Genomic DNA, 22,175 nt, shown 5'->3' with positions numbered 1-22,175 from the left:
CGGCTATCAACCTTACCTGCTGACGAACCTGAAAACCGCAGTGCAAAAAACTGCAGCAAAGAAAACAACGCTGCACGCTGTGCGCCAATATCGCTGGTCAGGCTGTGGGTCAGGCATCACCGAACTTGTGAAGAGCCACCGCCGACGATTATGAGGAAAAGCGAGGCGGGCAAATCACCCGCCCCGCAGCATATCAGGCCGCGTTGCTGCGCCCACCTTTGGCAGCGCCGTTACGCCGACGGTTGCCTGCGGGTCGCCCTTGCGCCATCTTACCGCCCCCTGGTTTGCCGCCAGTCCGCTGGCCACCGCCACCAGCACCACGACGCCCACCGCCGCCGCCGCCATTCGGCCGTTTTTTCTGACCAGGCTGAATTTCCCAAGGGCGGCCTGACGCGACGGGAATCGTTTCTTTCATCGCCCTTTCGATGTCTTGCAGTTCGATCATCTCGTCCGGTGCAACCAGAGCGATGGCACACCCATCAGCACCTGCGCGCGCGGTGCGGCCAATACGGTGAACATAATTTTCCGCCACATTCGGCAGATCGTAGTTGTAAACGTGACGTACCCCGGGAATGTCAATGCCACGGGCGGCCACATCGGTGGCGACCAGCACGCGAACCTTGCCAGATTTAAAGGCCTCAATCGCGCGTTCACGCTGACCTTGGGATTTGTTCCCATGGATGGATGCTGCTGCAAAGCCCTTGTTTTCCAAGGTTTTGAACAGTTTTTCACAGCCATGTTTGGTCCGGCCAAACACCAGCGCCAATTCGTCACGGTGTTGATCAAGCAGTTCCACAAGCAGGTCTGTCTTGGCCGCCTGTGCCACGAAATGCACCGACTGTTCGATTTTTTGCACAGCCTGACCCGGGGGGTTCACCTGGACACGCACGGCGTCAGTCAAATACGTATCGGCCAGCTCTGCCATCAGTTTCGGCATTGTCGCTGAAAACATCATCGTCTGCCGGTCCTTGGCTAAAAGCGGGGCAATCCGGCGGAGTGCGTGAATAAAGCCCATGTCAAGCATCTGGTCTGCTTCATCCAGCACCAGATAGACCGTTTCATCAAGCCGCACCGCGCGTCGTTCCAACAGGTCGATCAGGCGACCTGGTGTCGCAACCAGCAGATCCACACCACCGGCAAGCCGTTTGGTCTGGGCCACGATGCCCGCACCGCCCACAACCAGCGCCACCTTCAGGTGGCTACCTTTGGTATAGGCGGTCAGGTTATCGGCAATCTGTTTTGCCAGTTCGCGCGTGGGCGCAAGGATCAGGCCGCGCACGGTTTTTGGGTTGGGTTTCACACCCGCCTTCATCAGCGCATTGATCATCGGCAGGCCAAAGGCGGCGGTCTTGCCGGTGCCGGTCTGGGCAAGGCCCATCACATCGCGGCCGTTCATCGCATGCGGGATCGCCTGCGTCTGGATCGGGGTGGGATCGGTGATCCCTTGTTCTTTCAAAATTGCAATAAGGCGGGGCGCAAGGCCCAACATGTCAAAATCCATCTGGATCGCTCTTTCTGTCTGTCGGGCATCAGGCCCGTGCATATGGTTCGGCGCACCCGCATCGTGCGGATGAACCCGTGCAAGGTTGCGCCATATGCTGACAGCCAAGACCACATTGTCCGGGCGCCGATCTGGCGCGGGACCCCTGCGTGATGTGGGAACCTGGAAAATCAAACGATGCCTTGCGATGGACTTTTCCGTCCCGCTCTGCTCACGCGGCAGCTTGCATCGGTTGACTGGCAGATGATGGGTTTGGCAGCATATGTCAAGGCCATGCAAAAATTGCGTTGCACCAGGCCCCTATTGCTTTCCCTTGGCCATTAGCCACCATATAATGCGACAAACCACAAATTGTTGGGGGCTATCGCGTGGCGCATATCATCGTTGTTGGCAATGAAAAGGGCGGCGCGGGCAAATCGACCGTTTCCATGCATGTGGCCACGGCGCTTGCACGCATGGGCCACAGCGTCGCAACGTTGGACCTTGACCTGCGGCAGAAAACTCTGGGGCGGTATCTTTTGAACCGCCAAATATATCTTACCAAACAAGGGCTGAACCTGCCGACGCCGGTGCATCATGATTTGCCCGATATTGGACAGGACAGCCTGAAACCGGGCGAAAATGCTTTTGATCACCGCTTGTCCATTGCTGTCGCACAAATGGAAAGCGATAGCGATTTTATCCTGATTGACTGCCCCGGGGCACACACGCGGCTAAGCCAGGTGGCCCATAGCCTTGCTGACACGCTGATCACCCCGCTGAACGACAGTTTCATCGATTTCGACCTACTTGCGCATGTCGATAGCGATGGCGAAGAAATTACAGGCCCCTCGGTCTATTCTGAAATGGTCTGGAACGCCCGACAACTGCGCGCGCAGGCTGGCCTGAAACCAATTGACTGGGTCGTCGTGCGCAACCGCGTCGGCGCGCAAGCCATGGTCAACAAGGAAAAGATGGAACGCGCCGTCGGCAAACTCGCCAAACGGATCGGGTTTCGCACAGCGCCCGGCTTCAACGAACGGGTGATCTTCCGTGAACTTTTCCCCCGTGGGCTGACACTCTTGGACCTGCGCGACATCGGCGTCAAAGGCATGAACATTTCCAACATTGCAGCCCGCCAGGAATTGCGAGACCTGATCCGCGCCCTGAATCTGCCGGGTATAACGCCTGATTTTTAAACCCTTTGTTCAAGTTGGGTTTATCGCGGCGGCTCTTTCCCGCGCAACCGCATCAGCAGGCTGACACGTGGCGTCGTACCGGTTTCAGTTCGCGAAAGGGTGCGTAAAACCGGGGTTGTCGCCGACGCACCGGCGCGGCTTTCGCGCAAAACGATATAGAGGCCACTCGTGATAATGATCGCCGCGCCAATCGCTGTCATCTGATCGATCGTTTCGTCAAAAAACAACAAACCAAATCCCGTAGCCCAGATGATCTGGCTGTATTGCATGGGTGCAATGATCGCCGCCTCGCCGGCTTGATAGGCCGCGATGGTCAACCTGTTCGCGATCCATCCAAAGGCTGCAATGATTCCCACCAGACCCAGATGTTCAATCGGCATTGGTTTATAAAAAAACGGCAGCGCACACGCCATCAGGACAAAATTTGCCACCATCGGATACAGCAGGATCACGACAGGGCGTTCCACCGACCCGATTTTCCGCACGATGATAGAGGAAAGCGCCCCGCAAATCGCTGCGGTCAAAGCCGCCAAATGGCCAAGCGACAATGCCGTCTGGCCTGGACGCAACACAACCAGCACCCCCACCAAGCCCACGATCACTGCCAACCAGCGGCGCAAACGGACGGTTTCCCCCAGAACAGGGATCGCCAAAACGGTGATCAACAACGGGGCAGCGAACAGGATCGCGTAGGTTTCCGCCAGTGGCAGCACTGAAAATGCGTAAAATGCACATACGCCGGTGATGACGGTCGCGATGGTGCGCACGGCCATCCACCAAGGATGCACCGGCAGCAGCGTCCCCGGTTTGGAATCGCGCATCAGCGTGACCGTCGCCAAGGGAAAGCTGAACAGCACCGAAAAAAAGACGATCTGGAATGGCGCATAGATGCCCCCCAGTACCTTGACCACGACATCATGCGTTGCAAAGATACCAAAGGCGATCAGCGCAAAGACCGCACCTTTTGCGTTGGGCGACATGGCTTGTTCCTTTCGTCCGGTGCGGGCCCAGAACAAGCTGGGTGGCATGTGCAAGTCAAGGAAAACCCGCGCATGCCATCCCCAGAGCTGTCAAACTTTAAAGAGATGCATCAAGCGCCGCCAAGATCGCATCACCCATCTGCGTTGTGCTTAGCGGGGTGCCACCTTCTGGCCCCATCAGGTCGCCAGTGCGTGCGCCGTCTTCCAGGACTTTGGCGATTGCGCCTTCAAGCCGGGCGGCCTCGGCACCTTGGTCAAAGGAATAGCGCAGCGCCATCGCGAACGACAGGATAGAGGCAATCGGGTTCGCCTTGCCCTGACCGGCAATATCAGGGGCAGACCCGTGAACCGGTTCATACATCGCCTTGGGGCGGCCATTGGCCATCGGCTGGCCAAGCGAGGCAGATGGCAACATGCCAAGGCTGCCCGTCAACATCGCGGCACAATCCGACAGAATATCGCCAAACAGATTGTCAGTCAGGATAACGTCAAACTGTTTGGGCGCGCGCACCAACTGCATCGCGCCATTGTCAGCATACATATGCGAAAGTTCGATATCGGGATATTCGGCCTGATGCACCTCGGTCACGACATCGCGCCACAAGATGCCGGATTCCATGACGTTGGCCTTTTCCATCGAACAGACCTTACCCGACCGCTTGCGCGCCAATTCAAACGCAGACCGCGCGATGCGTGCGATTTCAGCTTCGGTATAGCGCTGGGTGTTGATGCCCACGCGCATCCCGTTTTCAATATGAATGCCGCGCGGTTCGCCAAAATAGACGCCCGAGGTCAGTTCGCGCACGATCATGATATCCAGACCGGCCACAATATCACGCTTGAGCGATGAAAAGTCGGCCAATGCATCAAAACACTGCGCGGGGCGCAGGTTGGCGAACAGGTCCATTTCCTTGCGCAGGCGCAGCAAGCCGCGTTCCGGCTTTACGCTGAAATCAAGGTTGTCGTATTGCGGGCCACCCACAGCGCCCAGCAGCACCGCGTCCACCTCTTGTGCGTGGGCCATTGTGGCATCGGTCAAGGGCACACCATGCACATCGTAGGCGCAGCCGCCAACCAGATCTTCAGTTACGTCAAAACCAAGGTCGCGCTTTTCGCCGAACCACGTGATGATCCGCTTTACCTCGTCCATGACTTCAGGGCCGATACCGTCACCGGCGAGGATCAAAAGGGAAGGGTTGGACATGGGATGTTCCTTGGTTGCATTGGTTGCACAGCCCCTAGCCCGTCAAGCAAAGATATTCAAGACGGGCGCGATGCGCGCCAGGCCACTATTGCATGACATCCACCCAAACAAGGCGATGCGGGCCAAGGTCGACCGCCAGCGCATCAGCAGCAGCCGGCCCGGCAACACCCGCATCAGCCAGTCGCCATGCGACCGACGGCAGCACATAACTGACCCGTAGCTGGCCCGGCCCGTCATCGTTGGGCCAATGCGCCGTTTTGGTTCCTGGCATGGGGTCTTGCAGATCAGGGCGGGCAAGAAATGCCGCCATCGCCGCCCGGTCACCAGCCCCGTCAACCGGATCAAGGTTGGCATTCCCGGCGATAATAAACCTGTCCGGCACCGCGCCAAACACCCCGTCCAGCAGCGCCTCCCACAGGCGGAGTTCGTCACGGTTGCGCAAGGCATTGCGCCTTTCGGGCCCGTCGAAAACAGGCGGTGTTGCCGAAAACGCCAGAATATGCAGCACCCCGTCGGCCAGGTCGATCGGGACAATCCAATGGCCGCTGGTCGAAAGCCGCTGCACCGCCAGCATGTCATCCGTGTGAAAAGGCGCACCGTTCAAAACGGGCAAAACCGCACCAGGCAGATCACGCCACAGAAGGCCAGAGAGTTCCCGCACCTTTCCAATCGCAAATCGTGACAAGACCGCCATACCGCCATCACCTGCAAAACGACCATAGCCTTGTGCGTCACGCGGCTGTCCAATCTTACCGTTGCGGTCCATATCCAGCCCGGTCTGCAATCCGGTGTTCGGGCGCGCAGCGTATTGATGCGGATATCGCCCCCCGAAACGCGCGGCAAAGGCCGCCAGCGCAACCCCGTCCAGATCATAGTCAAAATCTGTCAACAGCAGAATATCAGGCCGCACACCGTCGATCACAGCGACAATAGCCGCAATTTGCGGATCATCCCGCTGGATCAGGTCACGCGCCAGCAGCCCCGGGCCATCACGGCTTAACGGGGCGGCGTAAGTGGCAATGCGAAGGGTGTCAGCGACGGCAGAAAACGGCAGAAACTCAATAAGCAGCCCGAGCAAAATCAATTTGAAGCGGTTGTTGATTGGGCTTTTTGTCGTTGCAGGTCGATCATCTGCGCCACCCGACCCAGCGCCACGCCGCGCATCAGAATACTTGCAGGCAGAAACGCCCATGCTGTCACCGTCCATATCAATACATGCGGATCATCAAGCCTAACCGGGCCGCCCAAAAACGACGCCAGTTTGATGATCGCCGGAATGAGAAATGGCAGCAAAAACCCTAAGATAATGTTAAACAGTCGATCACGTTTCAACCTTTTTACCACATCGCCCCCGGCCGTTGGATCAAATGTCGGCAAGTTGACCCACACGTTGAACGACCCGCCGCGACGTGGCCATTGCTGCAACCGCAACATGATGACGAACCAGATGACCGAAACCAACGAAATCAAATAGCTAAGCCCTGCCGCATCGCGCAACTGGTTGACCAGTTCAGGGCTGGTAGCTGCCGGCATCAGGTCGGCCATCAGCCGCACCGGCGACATGGGAAAGTCGATGACACGGCCAATATGGTGCCCCAAATTCTGAACTGACTCGGTGATTTTCGAAGGCGATGTAAAACCCCGGAAAATCAGCGAAAGGCAGATCACCGTCGCAAAAAGCGCAAAAAATCGGACACGATTAAAGGGGGGAGCGTCCCGAAACTCGACCAGGCTGGGGCTGTTGGCGCTGTATTCGACAATCGTGAAAAGGGCTGCAAAAATTGCGACCAAAGCGACGATCTGGGTATTGTCATCCGCCCCGCCCGGCAGAATTGCAGACGGCAAAATAATCAGCGTCACAACAAGAACTGCGCGCATCAGAGCTGCTGGCAGTCGAAACATCAGCTTGCTTTCACCCTCTTTCGGAGTCTGCACATGCCAGGATGCACGCCCCAATTCAACCAGTGGTGGCCTGCCCCAAACCCACTGCTGTCTGCGCCTTGGTCAACCCAACGCCGCCTGAGCATGGATACAATCCAGCGCAAAGCAGGCCATTGTTCAACAATTTAGGTGGATCGATACAGGCGATTGCAAGCTCTTTGCGCTAATTTTGCAACGAAACACACAAGGCCAATTGGCGCCCCGATCAAGACGAAAACCGATGAAAACCGTTCAAAAGCGGCACCACACCGCCCGAAAAGCGCGGGCGGTGTGATCATTCAGAGAAAGCAAAAGCGCCTCAGACCCAAGGGCGCTCTGCGCTGGCTTTTGCTTCAAATCCGTCGATTGCGGCGACTTTTTCCAACGACAATCCGATATCGTCGAGGCCGTTCATCAGGCAATGTTTTTTGAAAGAATCCACCTCGAATGTGAAAACTTGGCCATCGGATGACGTGATCGTCTGCGCCTCAAGATCGACTTCGATCCGGGCATTTGATCCCTTTTCGGCGTCGTTCATCAGCACATCGACCTGTTCTTGCGGTAACGCGATGGGCAAGATCCCGTTCTTGAAACAGTTGCTGTAAAAAATATCAGCAAAGGACGGCGCAATAACGCAGGTGATGCCGAAATCGGCAATTGCCCATGGCGCATGTTCGCGCGATGACCCGCAGCCAAAGTTTTCGCCCGTCACAAGAATTTGTGCATCGCGATACTGCGGCTTGTTCAGCACGAAATCGGGAATTTCGTTGCGGTCGTCATCATAGCGCATCTCGTCGAACAGATTCACGCCAAGGCCGGACCGTTTGATCGTTTTCAGGAACTGTTTGGGGATGATCATATCGGTGTCGATATTGACCAAAGGCATAGGTGCGGCGATGCCGCTGATTTTGGTGAATTTTTGCATTACATCATCTCCCGCACGTCGGTCAGTTTGCCGGTAATCGCCGCAGCCGCAGCCATGGCAGGCGACATCAGGTGGGTGCGCCCGCCACGCCCCTGGCGGCCTTCAAAGTTGCGGTTGGACGTCGCCGCACAGCGTTCACCCGGCGCCAGTTGGTCTGGGTTCATCGCCAGACACATCGAACATCCGGCCAACCGCCATTCAAAACCGGCGTCGATGAAAATCTGCGCCAGCCCTTCTTCTTCGGCTTGTGCGCGCACAAGGCCAGAGCCAGGCACGACCATCGCGCGCAGCCCGTCTTTTTTCTTTTTGCCTTTCAGGATCGCGGCAGCGGCGCGTAAATCCTCGATCCGGCCATTGGTGCATGACCCGATGAACACGGTATCAATTTCAATGTCGGTCAACGGTGTGCCGGGCGTCAGGTCCATGTATTCCAGCGAACGCTGCGCCGCACCGACCTTGCCGCCGGTGAAACTGTCGGCGGATGGCACGGATGCCGTGATCGGCAGCACGTCTTCGGGCGATGTACCCCACGTGACGACGGGCGCGATATCTTCGCCTTTCAGCGTCACGACCTTGTCGAAATGCGCGTCTTCGTCGGTATAAAGCGTTTTCCACCAGGCGACGGCGGCTTCCCATGCGGCACCTTTGGGGGCGTGGGGGCGGCCCTTGCAGTATTCATAGGTTTTTTCATCCGGCGCAATGATACCTGCGCGCGCGCCGCCTTCGATCGCCATGTTGCAGACGGTCATCCGCCCTTCCATGGACAGATCGCGGATCGCATCACCGCAATATTCGATGACATAGCCGGTTCCGCCAGCGGTGCCTGTGGCCCCGATCACGGACAGCGTAATATCCTTGGCGGTGACACCGGGGGCCAGTTTGCCGGTGATTTCCACCTTCATGTTCTTTGATTTCTTCTGGATCAGCGTTTGTGTCGCCAGCACATGTTCCACCTCGGATGTGCCGATGCCGTGGGCCAGCGCACCGAATGCGCCATGCGTCGCGGTGTGGCTGTCGCCGCAAACCACGGTCATGCCGGGCAATGTCCAGCCCTGTTCGGGGCCGACGATATGCACGATCCCCTGACGGACATCAGACACCGGATAGTAATGAATGCCGAATTCCTTGGCGTTGGTATCCAGTGCAGCGACCTGAATGGCGCTGTCTTCGGTCATGTTCTTGGGGTCATCGCGGCCGGGGGTGGTCGGCACGTTATGGTCGGGCACGGCAATTGTCTTGTCCGGTGCACGCACGGTGCGGCCCGCCATGCGCAGCCCTTCAAAGGCTTGCGGGCTGGTCACTTCGTGCACCAGATGGCGGTCGATATACAGCAGGCAGGTGCCGTCTTCGGCTTCATGCGCGACATGCGCATCCCAGATTTTATCATAAAGCGTTTTGGGGGACATGGTCCTCTCCCGTTGTCAGAATGTCAGTAAAAGGCAGGCGTGCGGAAACTGGCGGTGGTCAGCGCCGCGCGAGGATCGTGCAGGTCGCGCCGTAAAACCGCCAAGGCAGACGGGCGCGATCATCCATATCAAAAACCTGTTTCATGCCCTAGCAGATACACCTTGCCCCCCCGTCTCGCAAGGGCTGCAATCGGTGACCGGTGCTTGCCACCCAATCGGGCGCGTGCCACAGTTTGTGCGACACATACGATAGGGTTTCATGGCCAATCATACCAATACACCACAAACGCAGACCGTATCGACAGACACGGCGGGTCAGCAGTTGGATGAAATTCTGGCGATCAGCACAGATCTGTTTACCCAAGGGCAGACCTTCGTTCAAAGCCTGTTCCGCACATGGAACATGTATCAGATCGGCATTATCATTGGGTTGCTGGTGCTGGCGCATGTGTTGCGCGCGATTTTTGGCCCCCGGATCAGGGCATGGATGGCATCGCGCGAAAACTGGCCGAAATGGCGGATGCGCATTTTGGTCGTTGTCCACCAGCGGCTGCGCGCGATTTTCTTTGTCACACTGATCTGGCTGACCATCTACATCATGCGCGAGGTGACGTGGCCCAGCCGCAGCTACCTGCTTGGCATTGTCGGCACACTGGCCTTTGCATGGCTCTGCATTGCGTTCCTGACCCGCCTGATCAAAAGCCAGACCCTGCGCCGCAGCATCCGCTATGGGGCTTGGGCTTATGTCACGCTGCGTATTCTGGGCGTTCTGGACCCCGCCGAACGCCTGTTGGACAGCATCGGTTTCACCATGGGCGATATCCGGTTTTCGCTGCTGCTGCTGGTGCAGTCGCTGGTCATTCTGGGGGTGCTGATCGCGCTGGCGCGGTTCTTTACCCGCAGCACGGCCAGCCGCATTCGCAGCAATCAGGACATCAGCCCATCAATGCAGGTGCTGCTGATCAAGGCCGTGCAGTTCGGGCTTTATGGTTTTGCGTTTTTCATCGGGGTGCGCGCGCTGGGGATCGACCTGACCGGCCTTGCCGTTCTGTCTGGGGCCATTGGTGTGGGTCTTGGGTTTGGTCTGCAAAAGGTGGTGTCAAACCTTGTGTCCGGTGTCATCATCCTGCTGGACAAGTCCATCAAACCGGGTGACGTGATTTCGCTGGGCGATACCTTTGGCTGGATCAATTCGCTGGGCGCGCGCTATGTGTCCGTTGTCACGCGCGACGGCCGCGAATACCTGATCCCGAACGAGGATCTGATTACTGGCCAAGTCGTCAACTGGTCACATTCGAATGAATTTGTCCGGCTGGATATCCATTTCGGCACCGCCTACAGCGACAACCCGCACGAGGTGCGCAAGATCGCGGTCGAAGCCGCCCAAGGGGTTGACCGCGTGCTGACATCGCGGCCCACCGTGTGCCATATCGTCGGCTTTGGCGACAGTTCGGTGGACTATGTCCTACGGTTCTGGATCAGCGACCCCACCGGCGGGCTGACCAACATCCGCGGCAATATCTATCTGGCCTTATGGGATGCCTTTGCCGAACACGGCATCAGCATTCCTTTCCCTCAGAGGGAAGTGAAACTGCTGGAAAGCGAACAGGTGAATGTGCGGGTTGCGCCGGATTGACAACAAATCAAATGCCCAGGATGTACCCTTTCCCTTGGCCGGTGCCTTGGAAAGTTACAGATTGGTGATTAGCTATATGGTATAAGACCAGAAAAATGCGGAAGGACCGACATGCAATTCCAATTCAACACAGATGCAAACATCCACGGTGATGATCGCCTTGCCGAAATCGCAGAAACGATCGTGTCTTCCGCGCTGGGGCATCTGACCAGCCGCCTGTCGCGGATCGAGGTGCATCTTGCCGATGTGAATGGCGCCAAAGGCGGTGCCGATGATATCCGCTGCACTATCGAAGCCCGCCCCGAAGGGATGCAGCCGCAAACCGTCACCCATTTTGATGCCAACGCCGAAGCCGCCCTGCGCGGCGGTGCGAAAAAGGTGCGCGCCCTGTTAGACAGCGAATTCGGCAAACTGGCAAAACGTTAAGGCACGTGGCCTGACAGCCCCTACAAAAAAGCCCGCCAGTGATGGCGGGCTTTTATCGTGATACGGGGTATTTTAGCCGCGGTTCATCCGGTTTTCGATCAGATCGTCCACGACGGACGGATCGGCAAGGGTCGATATATCGCCCAGCGCACCGAAATCATCCTCGGCGATCTTTCGCAGGATGCGGCGCATGATCTTGCCCGACCGCGTCTTGGGCAGGCCCGGTGCCCATTGGATCAGGTCAGGTTTGGCAATCGGGCCAATTTCCGTCCGCACAAAGGCTTCCAGTTCCTTGCGCAAATCATCCGTTGGCGTTTCACCATTCATCAGGGTGACATAGGCGTAAATGCCCTGCCCCTTGATAGGATGTGGATAACCGACAACCGCAGCTTCGGCGACGGCGGCATGTGCGACCAGGGCGCTTTCAACTTCGGCGGTGCCCATGCGGTGACCGGACACGTTGATCACGTCATCAACGCGGCCCGTAATCCAGTAATACCCATCAGCATCGCGGCGGCAGCCATCACCAGTAAAATAGTAATTCTTGTAATCCGCGAAATAGGTTTTTTCAAACCTGTCATGGTCGCCCCAGACGGTGCGCATCTGGCCCGGCCAGCTGTTCTTGATGCACAAGACACCTTCGGCGACCGTATCGGTGATTTCCTCGCCGGTGGTCGGCTCCAGGATCACAGGCTGGATGCCAAAGAACGGTAGCGTCGCAGACCCGGGTTTTGTCGCCGTCGCGCCGGGCAGCGGGGTTAACAGATGCCCCCCCGTTTCGGTCTGCCACCATGTGTCAACGATGGGCACATTCCCCTTGCCAACCACGTCGTTATACCAGTTCCATGCCTCGGGGTTGATCGGTTCACCCACGGTGCCCAGCACCTTGAGATCGGACAGATCGTATTTTTCGACAAAGCTGTTGCCCTGCGCCATCAGCGCCCGAATGGCAGTAGGGGCGGTGTAAAACTGGTTCACCTTGTGCTTTTCACACACCTGCCAGAACCGGCCCGCATCGGGGTAGGTTGGCACCCCTTCGAACATCACCGTGGTCGCGCCATTGGCCAGCGGGCCATAAACGATATAGCTGTGGCCGGTCACCCAACCCACATCTGCGGTGCACCAGAACACATCGCCATCGTGATAATCAAAGGTGTATTGCTGCGTCATCGACGCATAGACCAGATAACCACCGGTGGTATGCACCACACCCTTGGGCTGGCCGGTAGACCCTGATGTGTAAAGAATGAACAGCGGGTCTTCGGCGTTCATTTCCGCAGGCGGGCAATCGGCGGTGACGGTTTTCGCCTCTTCGTGCAGCCAGAAATCAAGGTTTTCACGCCACGCAACCTGATCGCCTGTGCGTTTGACAACAAGGCATTTCACCTCGTCAAAGTCATTCAACAGGGCCTGGTTCACATTGTCTTTCAGCTTGGTCTTGCGGCCACCGCGCGGGGCATGATCGGCCGTGACGACCAGTTTGGCATCGCAACCATTGACCCGCGCGCCCAGCGCATCGGGGGAAAAGCCCGCAAACACGATCGAATGAATCGCCCCGATCCGGGCGCAAGCCAGCATGGCATAGGCTGCTTCGGGGATCATCGGCATATAGATGACCACCCGGTCGCCCTTGCCGACGCCCAGCTTTTTCATGACGTTCGCCATGATGCCAACCTGTTCGGCCAGCATGTTATAGGTGATGTGCAGCGCATCATCGTTCGGATCATCGGGTTCCCAGATGATCGCTGTCTGGTCGCCACGGGTGGCAAGATGCCGGTCAATACAGTTGGCGGCGACGTTCAGCGTGCCGTCTTCAAACCATTTGATGTCAACACTGCCGGGCGCAAAGCTGGCGTTCTGGACCTTTGTAAACGGCTTGATCCAATCGACGCGCTTGCCATGTTCGGCCCAGAACGCGGCGGGGTCTGACACGGATGCCGCATACATTTCTTCATATTTGGCCTTGTCGACATGGGCATTTTTCGCAAACGCGGTCGACGGCGGATAAAGTGCGGGTGTCTGTTCAGTCATCATATCTCCCCCCTTGTGCTTGGTTTTTCGGCGCGGACACGTGCCGCTGCCGCCTCAGTGTGCATCATGAGCAGATTGAAAAAGAATCCAAGTCGCCCGAAAGCGCCAGCATGGGTTTTGTCAATCTTCACAACCAGCCTGCAGTAATTTTGTAAATTATTTGACAATCCAGATTTCTGCCGCCGTTGATCTTAACCTGTCCTTAACCCTTTCTGCGCAAACTGCCGATGCTTAGTAAAGGTCGTGTCGTGCGTGCAATCGTCATTTCATGGTGTCTGCTGGCGCTTGCACTGCCGGCCTACGGCGGGCCATGGCCGCGCGAAACCGGCCAGTGGTTCATCGCTACGGGCAGCAACCTGTTTTTGTCGGACGGGTCCGAACTGCCGGTGCATTATGACCCGACTGCCTATGTCGAATATGGGCTGACCCCGCGGGTCACTGTCGGGATTGATTATCACACCGCTGACCGGGGCCGCATTCACACCGGGTTTGTCTTTGCCAGCTTTCCCTTGCTGGACAACACCGGGCGCGACAGGCTGGCGGCCAGTCTGGCCTATGGCGCGCGGGTCGATGCCCATCACCCGGCAGAAACGCTGCTGCGTGGCGGGCTGGCATGGGGGCGGGGGTTGGACACTGGTTGGCTGACAATCGAGGCCACCGCCACATATGCCACCATCGACACCGTGTTTCGGCCCAAGGTCGACATGACATGGGGTTACAACATCAATGATCGCTGGGCAACGATTGCGCAGTTGCAAACCGGCCAAGGCTATAGGGATGATTATTACGCCAAGACAGCGGCATCCGTCAGCTATGCCATCACGGACCGTTACCGCGTCAATCTGGGCTGGATTCAGGGGATAACCGGCGATCACGGCGCCGCCATCAAACTGGATCTTTGGACGACCTACTGAAGCCCGCCAATTTCGCGCAACACGCAGGTCACGTCAGCGACACCTTCAGCCTGCCGCAGGCCGGCAAAAACCACCTGCAAATCACCCTGCATCGCGCGCCATCACATCCAGCGAGGCCCCGACATGCGGGGCCAGGTCGGTCTTGTTGATCACCAGAATGTCCGACCGAGTAATCGCCGGGCCGCCCTTGCGGGGTATTTCCTCTCCGGCGGCCACGTCGATCACATAGATCGTCACATCGGCCAGTTCCGGGCTAAAGGTTGCCGACTGGTTGTCGCCACCGCTTTCGATCAGGATCAGCGCCAGATCATCGTGGAGCGCGCGCATTTCGGCCACGGCAGCCTGATTGATCGATGCATCTTAGCCGATTGCTGTATGCGGACAGCCGCCCGTTTCCTCGCCTATCACCCGATCCGCAGGCAGGGTCTGCATCCGCATCAGGGCTTCGGCGTCTTCCTGCGTGTAGATATCATTCGTGATCACCCCAAGGCTGATGTCATCGCGCGCGGGCCAGCGCGGCTGTCAGCGTTGTCTTACCCGCCCCGACAGGGCCACCAATACCAACGCGCAAGGGTCCATGCGGTGAAATCAAAACCCCCCTGAAACGATGACCAAAAGCCCGACCCCTACAACAAGGCTCAGCGGGCCATAATAACGGCGGTCATAGGTGGCAAAGGGTTCGACTGGCGCCATCTTGCGCCAGAACCTTGCATAGGCCATCGCCCCGCGCCCCAGAAACACAACCGCCGCCGCCCATAAAACGATACCGCGCAAAACCCCGCTTTGCATCCAGATCGCGCCAAGCACGACCAACAGCCCCGCAACCACCAGAAAACAAGGGATCGGCCCTGGCATACGTGTCACGCCTGCGGCCCCCACTGCAGCACGGACCAAGGCATCTTCGTTGCGGATCGGCACCCAGATGCCAAACCCCCACGCCGCATGGATCACCGCCACCACGCCCAGAACAACCGACAGAAGAAGAGCAAGAATCATCATGATCTGAAGATACGCGAATATTGCATTTCATGCTGCATGGATACGACATCAACCGCTAAGGTTGCCGACCCGATATCATCCAGCGCGACCCGTGCAGCCATTTCCCCCATCGCCCCGCACACTGGTGTAAGGCCCGCCAAAATACGCTGCCCTGCCGTTTGCCCCACAGGCATCAGGCGCTGTGCTGACTGCACCAGATTGCTGGCAAAGCCTTGCAACCACACCTGCGCAGTTGGCACAACAGGCAGGCCAACCAACCCGGCGGCCCGCCTCACGGCCACAGGATAGGCCATATCGGGCAGGTCCATATGCACCACCTTCGAGGGTGAACGTCCCGTCAAAATCCGTGACCGTGGCGCCCAACTGTTCCAGCATGGCGCGCATCACCTTTTCGCGTTGCAAGATCAACGCATCAGCCGCGACGGCACAGGGCACGTGCCGGTTGCCCACATGCCATGCCAGCCACAACAGGCGCGCATCACAAGCCAAAGCAACTTGGTCATCGGCCGCAGCATGATTTACATGCGGTAAGCGATTGGCAGGGTGCCCATCAGGTCGCCCTGCCCGAAATTACATGTAAGACCCGCCCATGATCCTGGCGATTTCGCCCTGTCGGGTCAAACCCCGGGTTGCAAGGGCCGCATCGCTCGTTTCGCTGAGCGTTTGCAACTGACGCGCCGTCGGGTTTGCCTCGGCAAGCGCGATCAGGAATTCGAAAACGGCCACGAAAGGACGCGCAACCAAGGCGCCCAGCATTTCGCGGTTTGTGATCAGTGTGTTGTCTGCTTGATAAGCCATGGAACGCCTCTTTGATTAGACTGTTCCTCCCTGCCGTCGATATGCTATCCGCCTTCATTTTCCACAACGTCCATTTGCGCCGCACCGGCTTGCAAGCGATGCAAACCTGCGGGGTTTCAAAATAGGAAATACCGCTGCGCCATGGGCAAAACAGCGGCCGGTTCACAGGTCCGAAGTTCACCATCGGCGCGCACTTCATAGGTTTCGGGGTTCACCTCGATATGGGGTATGGCATTCTTCAGCTTCGGATCGGTCTTGCCGATCCCGCGCGTGTTGACCACCGGCAAAGTCCGCTTGGCCAGCGCCAGCGCATTCCCGATCGTGGCATCCTGCCCGGCGGCACTGGCAAATGTCACCGAAGACTGTTCAACCGACCGCCCGTAAGCCCCGAACATGGGCCGCGTATAAACCGGCTGCGGCGTGGGGATCGACGCATTCGGGTCACCCATCTGGGCACAGACAATCGTGCCCCCCATCAGGACCATTTCGGGTTTGACACCCAAAAAGGCCGTGTCCCACATTACCAGATCAGCGCGCTTGCCCAGCTCGACTGATCCGACATGCGCGGAAATGTCATGCGCAATTGCCGGGTTGATCGTGTATTTCGCAATATAGCGGCGCACGCGCAGGTTATCATTATCCCCCGCCTCGCCCGCCAGCGCGCCGCGCTGCACCTTCATCTTGTGCGCGGTCTGCCGCGTGCGGATCATCACCTCGACCATCGCGGCACGACCCGAAAATCACCGGCTTGACCAGCAGGGCGGTCGCATCGGCGGCCAGATGCACGATCAGGCGGCGGTCCAGCGCCGTGGCCTAGAACAGAATGGTTTCCTGCGGCAGCCAGTCGATCCGCCCGCCCGACCGTGCATCCAGCGTCACGGTCACCTGTGCAATCTGGCCGGGCTGCGCACGATAGGCACGCTCTGCCGCTTGCGACGCAACCACAATGTGTGCGCCCAGCGCGGTGCTGATGTCGATCTGCATTTTGTCGCCACCGGTCAACCCGCCTGCCGCGTTCAGAAAAACCGCTTGCAGCGCGTCACCGCGAACCTGCGGAAACAGGGCCTTCATTGGCCCTGATTGCCGCAAATCGGCAATAACAGTCCCCGCGCCACGCCGCTTGGCCGAAAGCAAAAGCGCCCCTTCGGCGCGCGGGGCCGAGCGCACCGGACAAGCCGGAAAAACAGGGGCAAGGTGCTTATAGTTTAAGCGCACAAGAAAAGGGGCGCCCGAAGGCACCCCCGATATCCTGAAGCGTCAAAGATCGGCTGTATCCATCCGCACCTGATAACGGACCCGCCCCCTGACAGGCACACGCCAGTTCAGATGGACCGACCGCAGATCAGCGCCCTTCTGCCCTTCGGCCCATGGCGCATCATGCACACGCTGACCGGCGGCATCGGTGATTGCGCCTTCTGGCATGACGGCATCGACAAACCGCGCACGCCCCCCAAACGGCAGATAGGTGCGGGTGTTCATTACCCATGTCGGCGCCGCTGTCGCTTGATCATGGCTTAGAAAGGCAGGGTTTTGCACCGGTTCCTTGATGTTGTGGAACGTATTTGCGGTAAACTGCAGCCCCCGCGTGCGGCTGAAATCCAGATCGGCAAAGGTCGTATCCACATGTTCCACCCGGTCAATCTGGCCATTGGTTGACCGAAAGACATTCCCGACCACAGCAAACCCGTTGATGTAATGGTTCGGCCCATAGGGCTTGATCACAATGAAATTCACCCATTCAGCCACGTCGCTGGTGGTGAAAATATTCCCCGTAATGGTCAGCCCACCAAAGGAAAACTGCTGGCCCAACGCGGGTGCGCTAGAATGTTCATTGGTCCATTCGATAAAGTTGTTGTCACAGTAATTGCCGGTGAAAACGCTTTTGGGGTTGGGTGACGTTATCACAACACCCCCCATGCGCACGCCGTTCACCTCGTTATCGCCATGGAACCAGTGATTGCCCGTAATCAGGTTGGCGTTGCCCGCCAGCACGCAGAAATGCCGGAACCGGCTTGTACGATTATCGCGGATTTTCACGTCATTTGCGTTGGTATTCAAACCGATACTGACGCGTGCGCTGACCGGCAGCGCCTGTTCACTTGAAATCAACTGGCAGCGGTCGATCATCATCCCCTGACACCCCCACCCCGGCGATGTGATTCCGCGATCCTTAGGCTTATTGATAAAACAATCCCGCAGATGAAAGGTAAGCCCCTCTGGTGCCATCATGATCCCGCTGGCGATATTGCTGCCCTGAAACTCGATATCGTCCAGCACAAACTGGCTCAGCTTTTGGAAGCCGGAAAAATCCAGCAGGTATTTGAACCGGGTAAAGGTAAACACCTGCGTCCCTTCCGCATCATACAGGGGCTGGCTCAATTCCAGCGTCTGGTTCGCAACATCGACCGATTTAACGTAAACCTCGCGGCCCACGCCGTTGCCCTGCACCAATGATCCCATGGGAATATTGGCGATTTCCACCACATTGGTCAGCATCCTGTCGTCAGAGGCCGCATAGGTGGCCTGTGACGTCACGACCGTGACATCCCACGCTGGACCTTCAACAGGCTGGAACTGCCCGTTCCGAATGACCCGGCGGGTTTCAAACCGGTCGCGCGACGGGTCACTGGCCTGCATGTCCACCGGCGCGCGCAGCGATATCCGCCGCCCCCTCAGATCCAGCGATTCATGATCCGAAAAATTTATGAGGGCCTGAAATGCCTTTTTAAAGGCAACCTCTTCGTCCTTGAAAGCATCCAGATAGCTTTCATAGTGATAATCGCGTTGCAGAATAAAACGATGCTGCGGGGCCTGCACAACCGCCCCTTCAAACCGGACACGGTTTTCCATCGTCACACTGTTTTCCAACAGATAGGTGCCTTCAGGCACCATCACCGTGCGCCCGTCAGCCGCGGCATCTGCGGCCTCGAACGCGTCGGAATCGTCGGTGATGCCATCGCCCTTGGCCCCGTAATCGCGCACATCGACCAGCGCGATCAGATCGCGGGTGAAGACCGCTGTAACATCTTCGATCACGATGTCATCAACCCGGACAACCCCGCCTGTGGGGCCGGTCAGATCAATCCCCAAATGCCCATAATGTGCCCCCGTCCACAGCAGATCCACCCCGTTGCGATCGCCGGTGCCGATAATGGCAGTCACCGTGACCACGGCACCATAGGTGGTCAGTTGCACCGACGGCCCGGAAACGGGCAACCCTGTCGCAGGCGCACCCCCGGCCAGACCGGCCCAGCCCGAAACCCGCACAGCGGGCAAGGGGCCGGACACCGCCTTGACCCGCGCCGTTACCCGCAGGTAGCACCCCGGCAGGATCGGCGTTTCGCCCATATACCGCACCCGCGCCACAGGGGCTGTTTTCAGCACCTCAAGGCAACCCGCAAAATCCGCATCGGCAGCGACAAAAACACCCGACCCGCTGACCGCATAGGTGTCAGACCCCGGCGTGCCATCGCCGCTGGACCACACCCCCAAACCCGCCGCAAAGGGCAATGGGTTGAAAACTATCCCGTCTGTAATCGCCTTGTTCATGCATAAACCCCTTTGGCAGCCAGATACGTCGCTGGCCAAAGGGATAGATCAAAAGCCTGAATTCAGCCTGACAGCACCGTCACGGTGCCCGACGCAACACGTAGGGTGGGTTTCAACCCGCCCTACCTTCAGGCCCCCACATCTGGCGCAGGCAATAATTGCACACCATTGATTTGCCAGCCATTTTCGGTTTCTATCATCTGGTAATCCAGCAGGTGCAAGCCACCGTTGGCATCGCGGATCATCACCTTTTGCCACAGGTTGCCCGCAATCTTGCGCAGGTCCAGATACCGCACATCGGCATTATCCCACACCATGGGATACCCGCGCTGCACCATCATGCCAAAATTGCCCGGATCACCAAACAGGCGCTGAATATTGGGGCTGGCATAGGTCCAGGCCTGCGCCACATCGCGGTCATTGAACGCCTCTAGCTGGCTGCCGATCACATTTTCGATGGCGCGTGCATCCTGCGCCAGGACGGGCATCACCGTCAGGAAAAGCCCGAAAACCGCTGCAAAAATCCGTCCCATATCGCTGTCTCCTGTGTTCTTGTGATTAAGATACGCAGGAAACAGCGGTCCAGTTTCATTTCTTTTGCGCAGTTAGTCCGCGCTGGCCAGCCGTGCGTTGATCAGGGCGATGGTTTCATCGACACCGTAAAGCGCGATAAACCCGCCAAAGCGCGGCCCTTGCGATGCGCCCAGCAGCACCTCGTAAAGCGCGGTGAACCAGTTGCGCAACGGATCAAACGCATGGTCCTTGCCCACGGCAAACACCATCGTCTGCAACGCTTCGGCATCCAGCCCGCCATCCCAGACCTGCAACCGCGCGGCCAGATCGGCCATCGCGGCGCGTTCCTGTTCACTGGGCGCACGGTAAACCTTGGCCGGTTTCACAAAGTCATTGTAATAGCGCACAGCAAACCCTGCCGCCTGATCCATCTGCGGGTTGGCCGCTGGCGATGCATCAGGCGCATAACGCTGGATAAAGCCCCAGAGCGTTGCCTTGTCCTCGGCCCCCGAAACAGACGCAAGGTTCAGCAGCATCGCGAATGGCACAACCATGTCGGACGCGGGCACATCATGCCCGTGAATGTGAAACACCGGGTTGTTCAACCGCGCGGTTACGTCCTGATCGGGATAGGCGCGCAACTGCTGGTGATATTCATCCACTGCCTTGGGGATCACGTCAAAGTGCATCCGCTTGGCCGTCTTGGGTTTCAGATACATGAAATATGACAGGCTCTCGGTTGATGCATAGCTCAGCCATTCATCAATCGTCAGGCCGTTGCCGGATGTCTTGGAAATCTTGCGCCCATCAGCATCAAGGAACAACTCATAGGTGAAATGTTCCGGCGGACGCCCACCCAACACGCGGCAGATGCCATCATAAATCGGGGTGTTCGTCGCATGGTCCTTGCCATACATTTCGAAATCCACATCCAGCGCCGCCCAGCGCGCACCGAAATCAGGTTTCCATTGCAGTTTGCAGTTCCCGCCCGTCACCGGCACCGTCACCTCTGTCCCGTCCACATCGTCGAATGTGATCATGCCGTCCTTTGTCACCTGCTTCATCGGCACATACAGCACCTGCCCCGTTGTCGGGCTGAGCGGCAGAAAGATCGAATAGGTCTGCTGGCGTTCCTCGCGCAGGGATTTCAGCATGATCGCCATCAGCGCGTCGTACTTTTCCGCCGCCTTCAGCAGAATCGCATCCATCTTGCCGGACCGGTAATATTCAGTGGACGATGCGAATTCATATGCGAACCCGAAAGTATCCAGAAAATTGTTCAACCGCGCATTCATATGGTCGCCAAAGCTGCCATGCGTGCCAAACGGATCAGGCACCGATGTCAGCGGCTTTTGCATGAACGGTTCCAGCGCGGCAGGGTCGGGCACATTGCCGGGGATCTTGCGCATCCCGTCCATATCATCGGAAAAACACAGCAATTTCGTGGGGATATCCGAAATAATCTCGAACGCGCGGCGCACCATCGTGGTGCGGCTGACCTCTCCAAACGTGCCGATATGCGGCAGGCCTGACGGGCCATAGCCGGTTTCAAACAGGACATAACCCTTTTCAGGGGCTTTCTTTTCATAGCGTTTGAGCACACGGCGCGCTTCTTCAAAGGGCCATGCCTTGGACGTCATCGCAGCGTCACGCAGTTTGCTCATCTTAAGTCTCATCCAGCCATCGGGCCCCCCAATGGCACCCGCATTGCGCACTCCCTATTGCGAGAGCGGCAAGGCGTCAATAAACGGGTGCTTAAAGCAAAGGACAAACCATGATCGACGACGCCCCCATGACAGCTCAGGATGCGCTTTGCGCGTTGATGATCGCCGTGTCAGCCTCTGATGAACAGATCCGCACATCGGAACTGGTCAAGATGAGCAATGCCATCAACAACCTGCCCGTTTTCAGCGGATACGATGCCGAACGCCTGCCGCGCATTTCACAAATGGTGTTCGATCTGCTGGAACAGGAAGACGGGTTAGAGGCGCTGTTCGGGCTGATCCGTGCCGCTTTGCCACAACGGCTTTATGAAACGGCCTATGCGCTGTCGTGCGATGTGGCCGCCGCCGATGGCCGGATCGAAGGAACAGAGGCGCGCATGCTGCAAGAAGTCCGTGACGAATTGGAACTTGACCGCCTGCATGCCGCCGCCATCGAACGCGGCGCACGCGCGCGGCACATGACGCTTTAAC

20 protein-coding genes and 3 pseudogenes are annotated in these 22,175 nt (G+C 58.0%); 5 read left to right on the top strand and 18 right to left on the bottom strand.

All coding sequences use genetic code 11. The annotated features are described in order from the left end of the window. Positions 1–193: 193 nt before the first annotated feature. Positions 194–1,501 (bottom strand): DEAD/DEAH box helicase, encoded by a 1,308-nt coding sequence (locus IBX59_RS00635; RefSeq protein WP_296371292.1) that lies wholly within the window; start codon positions 1,499–1,501, stop codon positions 194–196. Positions 1,502–1,869: 368 nt separating this feature from the next. Between IBX59_RS00635 and IBX59_RS00630 the strand changes: the two genes are divergently transcribed. Beyond that, positions 1,870–2,679: a division plane positioning ATPase MipZ gene (locus tag IBX59_RS00630; protein ID WP_296371289.1), complete on the top strand. Its 810-nt coding sequence runs from the start codon at positions 1,870–1,872 to the stop codon at positions 2,677–2,679. Between the two features lie 20 nt (positions 2,680–2,699). On the opposite strand, the gene IBX59_RS00625 is transcribed toward IBX59_RS00630, so the two are convergent. From IBX59_RS00625 to leuC, 6 genes are all read right to left on the bottom strand, one after another. Further along, the gene (locus IBX59_RS00625) at positions 2,700–3,659 is read right to left on the bottom strand and encodes a DMT family transporter (protein ID WP_296371286.1); all 960 of its coding nucleotides are present in this window, start codon (positions 3,657–3,659) and stop codon (positions 2,700–2,702) included. 97 nt (positions 3,660–3,756) lie between these two features. Further along, complete coding sequence (gene leuB / locus IBX59_RS00620; RefSeq protein ID WP_296371284.1) at positions 3,757–4,863, bottom strand: 3-isopropylmalate dehydrogenase; 1,107 nt, start codon at positions 4,861–4,863, stop codon at positions 3,757–3,759. An 85-nt stretch (positions 4,864–4,948) separates the two neighbouring features. Beyond that, entirely contained in the window at positions 4,949–5,941 is a 993-nt protein-coding gene (locus IBX59_RS00615; RefSeq protein ID WP_367119346.1) for an endonuclease/exonuclease/phosphatase family protein, read from the bottom strand. Positions 5,942–5,943: 2 nt separating this feature from the next. Beyond that, on the bottom strand, positions 5,944–6,741 hold the full coding sequence (locus IBX59_RS00610; protein WP_296371282.1) for a hypothetical protein: 798 nt from the start codon (positions 6,739–6,741) through the stop codon (positions 5,944–5,946). Positions 6,742–7,102: 361 nt separating this feature from the next. Further along, positions 7,103–7,708, bottom strand: a complete 606-nt coding sequence (gene leuD, locus IBX59_RS00605; RefSeq protein WP_296371279.1) for a 3-isopropylmalate dehydratase small subunit — start codon at positions 7,706–7,708, stop codon at positions 7,103–7,105. After that, positions 7,708–9,114: a 3-isopropylmalate dehydratase large subunit gene (gene leuC / locus IBX59_RS00600; RefSeq protein WP_296371277.1), complete on the bottom strand. Its 1,407-nt coding sequence runs from the start codon at positions 9,112–9,114 to the stop codon at positions 7,708–7,710. Before leuC ends, leuD begins: the two co-directional genes overlap by 1 nt. A gap of 259 nt (positions 9,115–9,373) precedes the next feature. Between leuC and IBX59_RS00595 the strand changes: the two genes are divergently transcribed. Both IBX59_RS00595 and IBX59_RS00590 read left to right on the top strand, forming a co-directional pair. Next, positions 9,374–10,750 carry a mechanosensitive ion channel domain-containing protein gene (locus tag IBX59_RS00595; RefSeq protein ID WP_296371274.1) on the top strand — a complete coding sequence of 459 codons (1,377 nt, stop codon included), beginning with the start codon at positions 9,374–9,376 and terminating at the stop codon, positions 10,748–10,750. Positions 10,751–10,861: 111 nt separating this feature from the next. Continuing rightward, entirely contained in the window at positions 10,862–11,176 is a 315-nt protein-coding gene (locus IBX59_RS00590) for an HPF/RaiA family ribosome-associated protein (protein ID WP_296371272.1), read from the top strand. Positions 11,177–11,248: 72 nt separating this feature from the next. Here the strand turns inward: IBX59_RS00590 and acs are convergent, their stop codons facing one another. After that, positions 11,249–13,207 (bottom strand): acetate--CoA ligase, encoded by a 1,959-nt coding sequence (gene acs, locus IBX59_RS00585; protein WP_296371503.1) that lies wholly within the window; start codon positions 13,205–13,207, stop codon positions 11,249–11,251. A gap of 227 nt (positions 13,208–13,434) precedes the next feature. Between acs and IBX59_RS00580 the strand changes: the two genes are divergently transcribed. Then, positions 13,435–14,121, top strand: coding sequence for a hypothetical protein (locus IBX59_RS00580; protein WP_296371271.1), 687 nt, complete (start codon positions 13,435–13,437; stop codon positions 14,119–14,121). Here IBX59_RS00580 and ureG read toward each other — a convergent pair. From ureG to IBX59_RS00530, 10 genes and pseudogenes are all read right to left on the bottom strand, one after another. Then, a pseudogene (gene ureG, locus IBX59_RS00575) lies at positions 14,115–14,713 on the bottom strand (urease accessory protein UreG). The gene IBX59_RS00580 and the pseudogene ureG sit on opposite strands and share 7 nt — an antisense overlap. Next, positions 14,710–15,120 carry a DUF3995 domain-containing protein gene (locus tag IBX59_RS00570; protein ID WP_296371269.1) on the bottom strand — a complete coding sequence of 137 codons (411 nt, stop codon included), beginning with the start codon at positions 15,118–15,120 and terminating at the stop codon, positions 14,710–14,712. The pseudogene ureG and the gene IBX59_RS00570 overlap by 4 nt, the downstream one beginning before the upstream one ends. Then, the gene (locus tag IBX59_RS00565; RefSeq protein ID WP_296371268.1) at positions 15,117–15,428 is read right to left on the bottom strand and encodes an urease accessory protein UreF; all 312 of its coding nucleotides are present in this window, start codon (positions 15,426–15,428) and stop codon (positions 15,117–15,119) included. Before IBX59_RS00565 ends, IBX59_RS00570 begins: the two co-directional genes overlap by 4 nt. A 52-nt stretch (positions 15,429–15,480) precedes the next feature. Continuing rightward, positions 15,481–15,555: pseudogene (locus IBX59_RS00560) on the bottom strand (urease accessory protein UreE); the annotation flags it as partial. A 135-nt stretch (positions 15,556–15,690) separates the two neighbouring features. Next, a complete protein-coding gene (locus IBX59_RS00555) occupies positions 15,691–15,918 on the bottom strand; it encodes a DUF1127 domain-containing protein (protein WP_296371266.1) in 228 nt (75 codons plus the stop codon). Positions 15,919–16,034: 116 nt separating this feature from the next. After that, positions 16,035–16,640: pseudogene (locus IBX59_RS00550) on the bottom strand (amidohydrolase family protein); the annotation flags it as partial. 91 nt (positions 16,641–16,731) lie between these two features. Beyond that, positions 16,732–17,085, bottom strand: a complete 354-nt coding sequence (locus IBX59_RS00545) for an urease accessory protein UreD (protein ID WP_296371264.1) — start codon at positions 17,083–17,085, stop codon at positions 16,732–16,734. A gap of 90 nt (positions 17,086–17,175) precedes the next feature. Next, on the bottom strand, positions 17,176–19,467 hold the full coding sequence (locus IBX59_RS00540; RefSeq protein ID WP_296371263.1) for a glycosyl hydrolase family 28-related protein: 2,292 nt from the start codon (positions 19,465–19,467) through the stop codon (positions 17,176–17,178). Between the two features lie 128 nt (positions 19,468–19,595). Beyond that, positions 19,596–20,000 carry a DUF4864 domain-containing protein gene (locus IBX59_RS00535; RefSeq protein ID WP_296371262.1) on the bottom strand — a complete coding sequence of 135 codons (405 nt, stop codon included), beginning with the start codon at positions 19,998–20,000 and terminating at the stop codon, positions 19,596–19,598. Positions 20,001–20,072: 72 nt separating this feature from the next. Then, positions 20,073–21,644, bottom strand: a complete 1,572-nt coding sequence (locus tag IBX59_RS00530) for a lysine--tRNA ligase (protein ID WP_296371260.1) — start codon at positions 21,642–21,644, stop codon at positions 20,073–20,075. Between the two features lie 110 nt (positions 21,645–21,754). Here IBX59_RS00530 and IBX59_RS00525 point away from each other — a divergent pair, with 110 nt between their 5' ends. After that, positions 21,755–22,174, top strand: a complete 420-nt coding sequence (locus IBX59_RS00525) for a tellurite resistance TerB family protein (RefSeq protein WP_296371258.1) — start codon at positions 21,755–21,757, stop codon at positions 22,172–22,174. Position 22,175: the final 1 nt, after the last annotated feature.

The organism is Yoonia sp. (assembly GCF_014859355.1).
Lineage (GTDB): Bacteria > Pseudomonadota > Alphaproteobacteria > Rhodobacterales > Rhodobacteraceae > Yoonia.
This window is presented reverse-complemented; position numbering and strand designations above follow the sequence as displayed.

Excerpts from the sequence above, each read along its gene's own strand:
- IBX59_RS00635 (WP_296371292.1), bottom strand. The coding sequence starts at position 1,501 with ATGGATTTTGACATGTTGGGCCTTGCGCCCCGCCTTATTGCAATTTTG.
- IBX59_RS00625 (WP_296371286.1), bottom strand. The coding sequence starts at position 3,659 with ATGTCGCCCAACGCAAAAGGTGCGGTCTTTGCGCTGATCGCCTTTGGT.
- leuB (WP_296371284.1), bottom strand. The coding sequence starts at position 4,863 with ATGTCCAACCCTTCCCTTTTGATCCTCGCCGGTGACGGTATCGGCCCT.
- IBX59_RS00610 (WP_296371282.1), bottom strand. The coding sequence starts at position 6,741 with ATGCGCGCAGTTCTTGTTGTGACGCTGATTATTTTGCCGTCTGCAATT.
- leuD (WP_296371279.1), bottom strand. The coding sequence starts at position 7,708 with ATGCAAAAATTCACCAAAATCAGCGGCATCGCCGCACCTATGCCTTTG.
- leuC (WP_296371277.1), bottom strand. The coding sequence starts at position 9,114 with ATGTCCCCCAAAACGCTTTATGATAAAATCTGGGATGCGCATGTCGCG.
- IBX59_RS00595 (WP_296371274.1), top strand. The coding sequence starts at position 9,374 with ATGGCCAATCATACCAATACACCACAAACGCAGACCGTATCGACAGAC.
- IBX59_RS00590 (WP_296371272.1), top strand. The coding sequence starts at position 10,862 with ATGCAATTCCAATTCAACACAGATGCAAACATCCACGGTGATGATCGC.
- acs (WP_296371503.1), bottom strand. The coding sequence starts at position 13,207 with ATGACTGAACAGACACCCGCACTTTATCCGCCGTCGACCGCGTTTGCG.
- IBX59_RS00580 (WP_296371271.1), top strand. The coding sequence starts at position 13,435 with ATGCTTAGTAAAGGTCGTGTCGTGCGTGCAATCGTCATTTCATGGTGT.
- IBX59_RS00570 (WP_296371269.1), bottom strand. The coding sequence starts at position 15,120 with ATGATGATTCTTGCTCTTCTTCTGTCGGTTGTTCTGGGCGTGGTGGCG.
- IBX59_RS00565 (WP_296371268.1), bottom strand. The coding sequence starts at position 15,428 with ATGGACCTGCCCGATATGGCCTATCCTGTGGCCGTGAGGCGGGCCGCC.
- IBX59_RS00555 (WP_296371266.1), bottom strand. The coding sequence starts at position 15,918 with ATGGCTTATCAAGCAGACAACACACTGATCACAAACCGCGAAATGCTG.
- IBX59_RS00540 (WP_296371263.1), bottom strand. The coding sequence starts at position 19,467 with ATGAACAAGGCGATTACAGACGGGATAGTTTTCAACCCATTGCCCTTT.
- IBX59_RS00535 (WP_296371262.1), bottom strand. The coding sequence starts at position 20,000 with ATGGGACGGATTTTTGCAGCGGTTTTCGGGCTTTTCCTGACGGTGATG.
- IBX59_RS00530 (WP_296371260.1), bottom strand. The coding sequence starts at position 21,644 with ATGAGCAAACTGCGTGACGCTGCGATGACGTCCAAGGCATGGCCCTTT.
- IBX59_RS00525 (WP_296371258.1), top strand. The coding sequence starts at position 21,755 with ATGATCGACGACGCCCCCATGACAGCTCAGGATGCGCTTTGCGCGTTG.